Annotated in this window: 9 protein-coding genes; 7 read left to right on the forward strand and 2 right to left on the reverse strand. The window is 59.6% G+C overall.

All coding sequences use genetic code 11. The features are described from left to right. The first annotated feature begins 61 nt into the window (after window positions 1-61). The 7 genes from GOV38_RS04770 (at window position 62) to mdoH (ending at window position 9,561) form a co-directional block, all read left to right on the forward strand. A complete protein-coding gene (locus GOV38_RS04770; RefSeq protein ID WP_171128749.1) occupies window positions 62-520 on the forward strand; it encodes a DUF302 domain-containing protein in 459 nt (152 codons plus the stop codon). A 79-nt stretch (window positions 521-599) separates the two neighbouring features. Continuing rightward, window positions 600-2,231, forward strand: coding sequence for a thiamine pyrophosphate-binding protein (locus tag GOV38_RS04775; RefSeq protein WP_171207799.1), 1,632 nt, complete (start codon window positions 600-602; stop codon window positions 2,229-2,231). Next, complete coding sequence (locus tag GOV38_RS04780) at window positions 2,218-3,402, forward strand: CaiB/BaiF CoA-transferase family protein (RefSeq protein ID WP_171207800.1); 1,185 nt, start codon at window positions 2,218-2,220, stop codon at window positions 3,400-3,402. Before GOV38_RS04775 ends, GOV38_RS04780 begins: the two co-directional genes overlap by 14 nt. Window positions 3,403-3,580: 178 nt before the next feature. After that, complete coding sequence (locus tag GOV38_RS04785; RefSeq protein ID WP_171207801.1) at window positions 3,581-4,951, forward strand: tetratricopeptide repeat protein; 1,371 nt, start codon at window positions 3,581-3,583, stop codon at window positions 4,949-4,951. Window positions 4,952-4,979: 28 nt separating this feature from the next. After that, window positions 4,980-6,197 (forward strand): OpgC family protein, encoded by a 1,218-nt coding sequence (locus GOV38_RS04790; RefSeq protein ID WP_171207802.1) that lies wholly within the window; start codon window positions 4,980-4,982, stop codon window positions 6,195-6,197. Continuing rightward, on the forward strand, window positions 6,194-7,693 hold the full coding sequence (locus tag GOV38_RS04795; protein ID WP_171207803.1) for a glucan biosynthesis protein: 1,500 nt from the start codon (window positions 6,194-6,196) through the stop codon (window positions 7,691-7,693). The genes GOV38_RS04790 and GOV38_RS04795 overlap by 4 nt, the downstream gene beginning before the upstream one ends. Continuing rightward, window positions 7,690-9,561, forward strand: coding sequence for a glucans biosynthesis glucosyltransferase MdoH (mdoH, locus tag GOV38_RS04800; RefSeq protein WP_171207804.1), 1,872 nt, complete (start codon window positions 7,690-7,692; stop codon window positions 9,559-9,561). Before GOV38_RS04795 ends, mdoH begins: the two co-directional genes overlap by 4 nt. 1 nt (window position 9,562) lies before the next feature. On the opposite strand, the gene GOV38_RS04805 is transcribed toward mdoH, so the two are convergent. Together GOV38_RS04805 and GOV38_RS04810 are read right to left on the reverse strand one after the other, a co-directional pair. Next, on the reverse strand, window positions 9,563-10,402 hold the full coding sequence (locus tag GOV38_RS04805) for a PHB depolymerase family esterase (RefSeq protein ID WP_171207805.1): 840 nt from the start codon (window positions 10,400-10,402) through the stop codon (window positions 9,563-9,565). After that, window positions 10,399-10,872, reverse strand: a complete 474-nt coding sequence (locus GOV38_RS04810) for a rhodanese-like domain-containing protein (RefSeq protein ID WP_171102280.1) — start codon at window positions 10,870-10,872, stop codon at window positions 10,399-10,401. Before GOV38_RS04810 ends, GOV38_RS04805 begins: the two co-directional genes overlap by 4 nt. Window positions 10,873-10,903 lie beyond the last annotated feature (31 nt).

A 10,903-nucleotide genomic window follows, 5' to 3' on the forward strand; every position in this document is an offset into this window, starting at 1 on the left:
GTGTGTGCATGAAACCTGCATTTCTGGCACATAGGCTGCGTTGAGAGACTGGAGACATGCCATGAAACGCCTTATCCCATTGCTCTTTCTTTGGACCCTGCCCGCCATGGCGCAGGACACGCCAGACGGTTGGGCGGTTTACCCGACAGACAAGAGCTATGACGAATTGGTCGATGCAACCAAAGCGGCGGTGAAGGAAAACGGGCTGATCGTGGTGACGCAGGCCGGGCCGACCAAAGCGGCGGCGGCACGAGGCATTACGATACCCGGCAATCGGGTGATTGGCGTCTTTAACAACGATTATGCGGTGCGCGTTCTGGAAACCTCAACCAGCGCCATGATCGAAGCACCGATCCGGTTTTATGTGACTGAAAACCCGGACGGCTCGGCCAACTTGTCCTACAAAACCCCAAGCTTTGTCTTTGCGCCTTATGTCTTTGAAGGCGGCGCACCATTGCAGGAAATCGCGCGCGAATTGGACAAAACGTTTCAAAACATCGCCGAAGACGCAGTCAAATAGTCACACTGGCGTGAACCGACTTGCTTCCGCGCCATACCTCCGCAATTTGCAGGTCAGAAGTGATTTCGGAGTATGTTTGATGCAAGACCCCTCGCCCCGCGCTGCGGATCTTTTGGCCCAACGACTTTATGAGGCGGGCTGCCGCCATGCCTTTGGGATGCCTGGCGGTGAGGTTTTGACCCTTGTGGACGCGTTGGAAAAGGCGGGGATCACCTTTCATCTGACCAAACACGAGAACTCGGCCGGGTTCATGGCCGAAGCGGTACATCACCGCGACGGCGCGCCTGCCATTCTGGTCGCCACCCTAGGGCCCGGTGCCATGAACGGGATCAACGTTGTCGCCAATGCGTTGCAAGACCGAGTGCCGATGATCGTGTTGACCGGCTGTGTCGATGCGGATGAGGCGCTGACCTATACCCATCAGGTCATGGATCACGGTCAGGTCTATCATTCGATCACCAAAGGCAGCTTTACACTGACCGCCAAGGGCGCCGATATCATTGCCGACAAAGCCGTCTCGCTGGCCAATCAGCCGCGCCCGGGCCCCGTGCATATCGATGTACCCATCTCGGTCGCAGATACACCCGTCACCGGTGTCAAACGCCGCCGGTTGGCCAAGGTGGCCCCGGTCAGCCCCGGTGGCGAGTGTCTGGAAAAGGCGCGCCGCTGGATGGCCGAGGCCGAGAGGCCCATCGCCATCATCGGTCTGGATGTGCTCTATGATGACTCGCGCAGCGTGGTTCAGGCTTTTGTGGAACATTTCGGCATTCCCTTTGTAACCACCTACAAGGCCAAGGGTGTGGTGCCAGAAGATCATCCCCTATGTCTGGGTGGTGCTGGCCTGTCGCCACTGGCCGACAAGCATCTGGTGCCGCTGGTCGAGCAATCCGATCTGGTCCTGTGTCTGGGCTATGACCCCATCGAAATGCGCCCCGGTTGGCGTGAAATCTGGGATCCGGCGGAAAAGCGCGTCATCGATATTTCTGCGGTGGTCAACGATCACTATATGCATCAGGCCGGTTTGAACCTTGTGGCAGACACGGGTGAGACTTTGGAAGCCATCGCCAAGGGCAACCCCGCGCGGAAAACGTGGCCTGCTTGTGAGCCTGAACAGGTCAAGGCCGCGCTGGCGCAGGCGTTTCCGACAGATGAAGACTGGGGGCCTGCGGCAGTAATCGCCGAGACGCGCGCCACCCTGCCCGTTGAAACGCTGGCCACCGCAGACAGTGGCGCCCACCGCATCCTGTTAAGCCAGATGTGGAACTGCCATGAAGAACGCGGGCTGATCCAATCCTCGGCTCTGTGCACGATGGGATGTGCGGTGCCGATGGCGATGGGGCTGAAATTGGCCGCGCCAGACCGTCCGGTTATCAGCTTTTCCGGGGATGCGGGGTTCCTGATGGTAGCCGGAGAGCTGTCGACAGCCGCCGAAATGGCACGAAACCCGGGGCATAACCCGATCTTTCTGGTTTTTGTGGATGCGAGCCTTGCGCTGATCGAGCTGAAACAACGTCAGCGTCAGATGGGCAATCGCGGCGTCGATTTCGACCGCCACGATTTTGCGGCGATGGGACGCGCTTTTGGCGGATATGGTCACACAGTGCGCAACCGTGCGGAATTGCGCGCAGCTTTGAATGAAGCCGTGCAAGCGGACAAGTTCACCGTTATAGCGGCTGAAATTGACCGTGGAGCATATGATGGCCGCATCTGAAGGACCGCTGAAAGGCGTGAAAGTTCTGGACCTGAGCCGCATTCTGGCCGGTCCGACCTGCACGCAATTGCTGGGTGACTTGGGCGCCACTGTGATCAAGATCGAAAACCCGGCCACGGGTGGCGACGACACACGGCAATGGGGCCCGCCCTATGTGAAGGATGCAGAGGGTAATGCCTCAGATCTCAGCGCCTATTTCATGTCGGCCAATCGCAACAAGAAATCCGTGGCGCTGGATATCTCATCGCCCGAAGGTCAGGCCGAGATCCGGCGGCTGGCGTCTCATGCAGATATTATGATCGAGAATTTCAAACCCGGTGGACTGGCCAAGTTCGGGCTGGACTATGCTACTTTGTCAGCTGAGTTTCCCGGCCTCGTCTATTGTTCAATCTCGGGCTATGGACAGACCGGACCGAACGCCAGCAAACCTGGCTATGATCTGATGGCCCAAGGCTATGGCGGGATCATGTCGCTGACCGGGGATCCCGACGGTGCGCCGATGAAAGTGGGCGTGGGCATCGCTGATGTCATGTGCGGGATGTATGCGACGGTTGGAATTCTGGCCGCGCTGCGGCATCGCGACCAAACCGGCGAAGGACAGCAAATCGATCTGGCTTTGGTAGATACACAGGTGTCGTGGTTGATCAACGAAGGCGTGAACTATCTGACATCCGGCAACGTTCCGCAGCGCCGTGGCAATGGGCACCCCAACATCGTTCCCTATGACGTCTATGAAACAGCCGATGGGCACGTGATCCTGGCAGTGGGCAATGACAGTCAGTTTCGCAAGCTCTGTGGTTTTCTCGACCAACCCGAACTGGCCGAGGATCCCAGATTTGCAACCAACCCGTCCAGACTTGAACATCGGGATGCATTGAATGCGATCCTGCGCCCGGCGGTTCAAAGCCTGACGACGCAGGCGGTCATCTCGGGACTTGAGGCGGTCAAGGTTCCGGTGGGCCCGGTGCAGACCTTGGATCAGGTTTTTTCAACGGATCAGGTTGCTGCCAGGCAGATGCAGATCGCCATGCAAGCGCAGCCCGGAACAGTCAACCTGATCGGGAATCCGCTCAAATTGTCACGCACACCTGTAACATATCGCAGCGCCCCTCCGGTCTGCGGCGCGGACACATCGTCTGTTCTGAACGCCGAAAACCCCTTCGAAGACTGAAACACTTGCCCAATTCGGCGGCAAGTTGCTGAAACATGCCGTTGAATCGGCGGTTTAATTCGGGTTTTGCGCACACGGCATTTCACCAATTCGAGAGCACGGTCGATACTGGTACGTGGGCAATGCACACTCTGCTACATCGAACAGTGTAAATACCGCAACCAGATTGGACCCAAGCATGAAACACGACGTTTTTGGACAACTGAACACCCTGACCCAGCCGGCGGCCGTCGAAGCCTGGGATGGTGTTCTGCTTGGGTTCATGGCACATGCCGCCGTCACCCCTCAGCACCTGGGCAAGGTGCTGGAGCTTGAGCCAGATTTCGCGCTCGGCCATGCGGTGAAGGGCCTTTTCATGATCCTGCTGGGCCGGCGCGAGATGTATCCGGTCGCAGCCGAAGCGCTGACGTCCGCCAAGGCCGCAATTGAGAGGCAGCCCGTTTCGGCACGCGAACAGCTTTATGTTGACGCTTTGACGCTCTATCTGGCCGATTTACCGTCGCAGGCAGTGCAGAAATTTGAAGAGATTCTGCGCGCGCATCCCGAAGACACGCTTGCCATGAAACTCAGCCATGCGACCCGTTTCGTGTTGGGCGACGCAGAGGGCATGCGCCGCTCGATTGAACGGGTGATGCCAGCCTATGAGCCCAGCCATGCCGGGCGTGGCTACCTTTTGGGCTGTCACTCCTTCGCGCTTGAAGAAACCGGAGCCTATGACAAGGCCGAAATCGCGGGCCGTCAGGCTTTGTGGATGGTCTCGGACGATGCCTGGGGCCTACACGCGGTGGCGCATGTGCATGAAATGACGGGCAACGCGCAGCTTGGTCTCGACTGGCTGGCCGGGCGCGAAGAGGCTTGGGCGCATTGCAACAACTTCCGCTATCACGTCTGGTGGCATAAGGCGCTGATGCATCTGGATCTGGGTCAAGTCGATCAGGTGATGGCGCTCTACGATGAACATATCCGCAAAGACAAGACCGACGACTACCGGGATATCTCGAACGCCACCTCGCTGCTGTCGCGGCTGGAACTTGAGGGCGTGAATGTCGGTAACCGGTGGGAAGAGCTGGCAGACCTGAGTGCAGCGCGCACCGAGGACGGCTGCCTGATCTTTGCCGATTTGCATTATCTGTTGGCCCTGACCGGTGACAACCGTGGCGATGCCACTGGAAAGATGCTGAACCGAATCCAGAAGGACGCGCAGCGCAATCACGGTGATACGGCAATCCGCATGTCAGACCCGGGCGTTGCCGCAGCAAAAGGGCTCGAAGCCTTTGGTGACGGGCTGTACGGCGAAGCGTTCAACTTCCTATCGGCCGCGCGCGCGGGTATGCAGCTGGCAGGCGGCAGTCACGCGCAACGGGACGTTTTCGAACGGATTACAATCGATTCCGGCTTGCGTGCGGGGCGCCTGGATGATGTAGAGCGAATTTTGGATGACCGCCGCGCCAAACGCTGTGGCGGAGAGGATAACTATGCGCTGGCCCGTCGCGCATTGATCGAAGCGGCCCGCGACAATCGCGACGCACAAAGCGTTCCGGCTGAGTAACGACAAGACCAATAAGGACCAAGACCGAATGGCGACAATTTCGCCCTCTTCTGACTTTGCACCCGCTGCAGCCCAGGCCGCGGCCCCTGCTCGTACGCGTGATCCGCGGCTGGATTTCTATCGCGGCATCGCGATGTTCATCATCCTGATTGCGCATATCCCGAACGACCCCTGGGCGCGCTGGATCCCGGCCCGGTTTGGCTATTCCGACGCGACAGAGATCTTTGTGTTCTGCTCGGGCATGGCATCGGCAATCGCCTTTGGCGGAGCCTTTCTGAAAAAAGGCTGGTGGATGGGGACCGCACGCGTGGCATTCCGCATCTGGCAGGTTTATTGGGCCCATATCTGCCTGTTTTTCTTTGTTGCCATGACGATGGCCGCGCTCGATCAGACCGGTGCGTTTGAAAAGACCTATATCTCGTCGCTGAATCTGCAGCATTTCTTCAAGGACCCTGCCTCCCAGATGGTCGGGATTTTCACGCTGACCTATGTGCCCAACTACTTTGACATCCTACCAATGTATCTTGTGGTGCTGGCGCTGATGCCGCTTTACATGGCGCTCTATCGTGTCAGCTTCTGGCTGATGGCGGGCGTGTGTGTGGCGATATGGCTGGTGGCGCAGACCGGTGTGCTGGCCTTGCCGGCCGAGCCGTGGTCAGAGCGGCAGTGGTTTTTCAACCCGTTCGGCTGGCAGTTGCTGTTTTTCACGGGCTTTGCCTTCATGCGCGGCTGGATCCCTGCCCCTCCTGTATCAAAAACCCTGATCTGGGTCGCGGTGGCATTCCTGATTCTGTCTGCGCCTTTCGGCTCGTGGAAAGTCTTTAGCTGGATCAACAATGCGGCCCCGGATTTGGGGGCGGTGCTGCGCAAGGGCTGGCCGCTGACCGAAGAGCTGCGCGGCAAGACCGAATTTGGGTTGTTGCGCTATGTGCACTTCTTGGCGCTGGCCTATCTGGGCTGGGTCGCAGCGGGCGAAAAGGGTCACCGTCTGATCGCCACAGGCCATAGCGTTGGTGCCCGGATCTGGCAGGCCCTGTTGGCCGTCATCACCAAGGTCGGTCAGCAATCCCTTGCTGTGTTTGTGTTTTCCATGGCCGCTGCCCGCCTGATCGGCGTCGTTCTGGATCAGGCTGGGCGGGATGTTGCCACTGTCTTTGCGGCCAACATGATTGGCTTTGCGATGATCATCGGCGTGGCCTATCTGGCAGCTTGGTTCAAGTCACAACCCTGGAGGTCGAAGAAATGAATTTTACCCGTCGCGCGTTTCTGGCCTCTTCAACAGCGCTGGCGCTGGCCCCTTCAGCATATGCAACGGGGGGCGAGGTTCCGTTTGATCGCAATGATGTGATTGAAATGGCCAGGGATCTGGCCAGCCGACCCTATGCTGAGCGCGAAATGGTGCCACAGGAATGGCAGGACCTGACCTATCAGCAATATCGCTCGATCCGGTTCCGTCTGGACCGCGCGCTGTGGTATGAGACCGAGACGCCGTTCAACGTCGATTTCTTTACTCCTGGGCTGTATTTCCCACGCACCGTAAAGGTTTCGACGGTCGAGGACGGCATGATCAAGCCGGTCGTCTTCGATCTGGCGATGTTCGACAAATCCGAAGACGTGCCAAAGCTGCCGATCGATGACACTCTGGGCTTCTCGGGTCTGCGCCTGCGTACCGAGATGCATCGCCCCGGCAAGACTGACGAATTCTGCGTCTGGCAGGGGGCCAGCTATTTCCGCGCTATTGGCCTGCACGAGGTTTATGGCCTCTCGGCCCGTGGCCTGGCACTCAAAACCGGTGATCCGGATGGCGAGGAATTCCCCGAATTCATTCGCTTCTGGCTGGAGCGTCCCAAACCGGGCCAGCGCAACATGGTTGTGCACGCGTTGATGGACAGCCCATCTGTGTCCGGCGCCTATCGTTTCAACGTCACGGCGGGCGCGGATTGCGTGATGGATGTCGAAGCCACCCTCTTCCCCCGCGAAGATCTGCCGCATGTGGGTATCGCACCGGGCACCTCGATGTTCCTGTTTGACGACACAAATCACAGCCGGTTCGATGACTTTCGCCCTGCCGTACATGACAGCGACGGTCTGATGATCCGCAATGGCGCGGGTGAGGTTCTGTGGCGTCCACTGGCCAACCCTACGCGCCTGCAAATCTCGTCTTTCGTGGATATGAACCCGCGCGGCTTCGGCTTGATGCAGCGCAAGCGCGACTTCTCGGACTACGCCGATCTTGAGGCCAACTACCACAAACGACCCGGTCTTTGGGTAGAACCAAATGAAGATTGGGGCAAAGGCACGGTCACACTGGTCGAGATACCGGCAGATCAGGAGATCTATGACAATATCGTTGCCTATTGGCGCCCAGCCGAGCCTTATGCCGCAGGCAGCCAGGTTGACCTGTCCTATCGCCTGATCTGGGGTGAAGAGCCTCAGCGCACGCCGATGCCACGCGTGATCAACTCGGCCATGGGGGAAAACACCTTTGGAGAAGGTCGTCTGGCGGTAATCGATTTCGAGGCCAGCGATCTGTTTGACGACATTGACGCGATGACGATTTTTGTGGATTCGCCTCATGCCGAAACCTCGGATGGCGTTTTGCAACGCAACCCCGATACGGGCGGTTTGCGGCTGGCGTTTTCCTTCCAGCCTGGCGAGCGCAACCATGTTGAGCTGCGCGCGCAGCTTCTGAAAGACAAACAGCCAGCCTCTGAGGTCTGGCTCTACCGTTGGACCATATGAACCGCGATCTGCATATCATGCCGCCCGAGGCACCTCTGGCGATGCCAGCGCAGAGTTTTCAGGCGCGGTTTCGCGACGCGGATGCGCCGTCCAACGCCCGCGGCCCCTCGGCCGGGTTCTGGCGCGCGCTGGCGTTTTCGCCTGCCATGGCCGCAACGCTTGGCCTGCTGTGGGTCATGAGCGATTGGTTTGGTGCGGAAGGGATCAATCTGGTCGAAGCGATCCTGCTGACGCTGATCTCGTTCAACTTCTTCTGGATTTCCTTCACGGTCTGCACCGTGCTGCTGGGCATGGTGTCGCTGGCGCGTCAGGACGCGCCCAACCGGAACCAAAAGGCGCAGCCGCTGCGCGTGGCGCTGCTGACACCGATCTATAACGAAGTGCCTTGGAACGTGCTCGGCAATGCCCGCACAATGCTTGAGGATCTTCAGACGCGGGGTGGGCAGCATCACTATGCCATGTTCATCCTCTCGGACACGCGCGACCCCGAAATCGCAGCGCAGGAACAGGCCAGCGTCGAGGCATTGCGCACCACGCTGGCCCCGGGGCTAGAGCTCTATTACCGCCGCCGCGAACAGAATACCGACCGCAAGGTTGGCAATATCTCGGACTGGGTCAGCCGCTGGGGCGCAGAGTGGGACGCGATGCTGGTGCTGGATGCAGACAGCCTGATGACCGGGCGCGCGATCTATCGCCTGACCGATGCGCTGGCGCGTGATCCGGGTGCGGGGTTGATCCAAAGCTATCCGCAGCTGATCGGCGCACAATCGGTCTTTGCCCGGATGCAGCAATTCGCCAATGGCGTCTATGGCATCGCTTTTGCCGAAGGTCTGGCCCGTTGGTGCGGGCAAGAGGGCAACTATTGGGGCCATAACGCCATTATCCGCACCAAGGCCTTTGCCACTTGTGCGGGTTTGCCCAAGCTGCGGTCATTCAGCGGTCAGGACAAGCTGATCATGAGCCACGATTTTGTCGAGGCCGGTCTGCTGCGCCGCGCCGGTTGGGCCGTTCGGTTCCTGCCGCGCATCCGTGGTTCTTACGAGGAAACACCCCCCACTCTGATCGACCACGCGATGCGGGATCGGCGGTGGTGCCAGGGCAACCTGCAACATCTGAAACTGTTGGGCTCCAGCGGATTCCGGGCCGTGTCGCGCTTTCACATGTTCCATGGTGCCGTGGGCTATTTGATGTCGCCCTTGTGGTTTGCCTTGCTGGTGATGTGGGCTGTGATTGGTCAGGGTGAGGACGCGTCGGTTCTGCATTATTTCAGCCCTGACAACCCGCTGTTCCCGCAATGGCCCGAGATGAGCGAAACCCGCCATGTGCTGATCATTCTGGTGATGTATGCCATGCTGCTGGCCCCTAAGGTGCTGGGCGTTCTGGCTTTGCCGCTCAGCGGTGTGCGTTATGCCGATTTCGGTGGCGAGCGGCGATTTGTGACCTCGTTTCTGGCCGAGGTGGTTCTGTCCATCCTCTATGCGCCGATCCTGATGGTTCAGCAGATGATCGCTGTGTTCCGCACCGCCTTTGGCGTTCAGCGCGGATGGTCACCGCAAGCGCGCGATGGCGGCAGCTATGGGCTGCGAACACTGCTTATTTGTCACGCGCTTGAGACGGTCAGCGGCGTTGCGCTGAGTGTCGGTATCCTGTCGGGCCTTGTCTCGATCTGGCTGGCACCGATTGCGATCAGCCTTGCACTGGCAATCCCGCTGTCAGCACTTAGTGGAGTATCTGCCGGGGCTGCGCGTCGAATGGTTGGTATGCGCGAGGATTTCAGCGAGCCTGCGATCACCCGCTCGGCCCGCCGCTATCGCAATGAATTGAAAGATCTGGTCGAGGGTAAAACCAATCTGACCCCGGCCGAATGAATTAGCCCCCGGCCTCGCTGTCGGGAAGCCCTTCATACCAGTCCACGATCATGTCAGCCCATCCGGTTGGCACTGTGTGCCCGCCCGGGAACAAGGCAAATTCCAGCGCGCTGCCTTCGTCGCAGGTGTTGCTCCAGTGGCGGCGCATGAAATTGCCGGTGGTGCTGAAGCCTGTGGGTTTGTGATCCACGCAGCCATTGGCCTCGCGCCAAATCTCGAACCCGGCATAGATATCACCCTGCTGAAAGCGCCCGCCGCCCAGCAGCCGCCCTTCCAGCGGCACCACATTGTCGGTCCAGCCGTGGGTGTGGAGCATACGGATGGGCCCCTCACAGGTTTCCGGGTGCGGGCGCCAAAAGCCACCCGAGACAGGAACATAGGCCGAGAAAGCTTCCGGTGCTTCGCAGGCCAGGTAGTTCACCATAAAACCCCCCGCAGAGAACCCGCCCAGCATAACGTGTTCCGCATTGATGCCGAACCGGTCTGCGGCGTCCTGCACCGCTTCGCTCAAAAAGGCCGTTTCGTCGCGCTCGCCAAAACCGGGGTAGAAGTTCCAGCTTTGGGTGCCCCCGCGATCAGGGCGTTCCAGCCCTTCGGGTGCCATTACGGCATAACCGCGATCCAGCAGCGGCTGAACCATACCGCGATTGCGCATGGTGCCCTGTCCACTGCCACCATAGCCATGCAGGAACACGACCATTGGTGCGTTGTCATTGTCTGGCAACTCGATGTGATAGGCCCCCATCGGCGTTTCACAAACCCCGTCCTGATCGGCACAGGCGGCAATCGCTGTTTGGCCGATTACGGCGAATCCGGCGGCCAGGCTAAACTCTCGGATCATCCTGCATCCTCTTGATATTGTTGTACCGGCAAGCCGGCCCGAACCCATCCCGGCCCGGCGGCCGAGCCCAACATGCCCTCGGGCACGTCAATGATATTGGTAAACCCTGCTGCGATCAGCTGATTGCTGAGCCGTGCCGACCGCACACCGCGCGCGCAGATCAGAGCGACCGGCGCTGCTGCGTTGCCGTCGACCAGATCCGTCAACGCCTGAACGAAATCCTCGCGCCGCATGTCCAAAGGCACCGCACCCGCGCCAACGCCTGAGGCCCGCCATTCGCGCGGTGTTCTGATATCGACCAGAAGGATATTGCCTTGCGTGGCCTGATCATGCGCCTCGGTGACCGTAATGCGCCCACCCGCATGCGCCTCGGGGATCAGACGGTATTCGCGTATGGCAAACCCAGCGGCAACGGCTGCGCCGCCGCCGACCAGTACCCATCGCCGAGTCCGGTTCGTCTTCTGTGCCACTGTCGCCTCCTGTGCGTTGGTGCCTTCTACC

The organism is Ruegeria sp. HKCCA5839 (assembly GCF_013035585.1).
GTDB lineage: Bacteria > Pseudomonadota > Alphaproteobacteria > Rhodobacterales > Rhodobacteraceae > Ruegeria.

What these genes read in the sequence shown, in the direction of transcription:
- GOV38_RS04780 (WP_171207800.1), top strand. Translation starts at nt 2,218, where the DNA reads ATGGCCGCATCTGAAGGACCGCTGAAAGGCGTGAAAGTTCTGGACCTG.
- GOV38_RS04805 (WP_171207805.1), bottom strand. Translation starts at nt 10,402, where the DNA reads ATGATCCGAGAGTTTAGCCTGGCCGCCGGATTCGCCGTAATCGGCCAA.
- GOV38_RS04790 (WP_171207802.1), top strand. Translation starts at nt 4,980, where the DNA reads ATGGCGACAATTTCGCCCTCTTCTGACTTTGCACCCGCTGCAGCCCAG.
- mdoH (WP_171207804.1), top strand. Translation starts at nt 7,690, where the DNA reads ATGAACCGCGATCTGCATATCATGCCGCCCGAGGCACCTCTGGCGATG.
- GOV38_RS04785 (WP_171207801.1), top strand. Translation starts at nt 3,581, where the DNA reads ATGAAACACGACGTTTTTGGACAACTGAACACCCTGACCCAGCCGGCG.
- GOV38_RS04770 (WP_171128749.1), top strand. Translation starts at nt 62, where the DNA reads ATGAAACGCCTTATCCCATTGCTCTTTCTTTGGACCCTGCCCGCCATG.
- GOV38_RS04795 (WP_171207803.1), top strand. Translation starts at nt 6,194, where the DNA reads ATGAATTTTACCCGTCGCGCGTTTCTGGCCTCTTCAACAGCGCTGGCG.
- GOV38_RS04775 (WP_171207799.1), top strand. Translation starts at nt 600, where the DNA reads ATGCAAGACCCCTCGCCCCGCGCTGCGGATCTTTTGGCCCAACGACTT.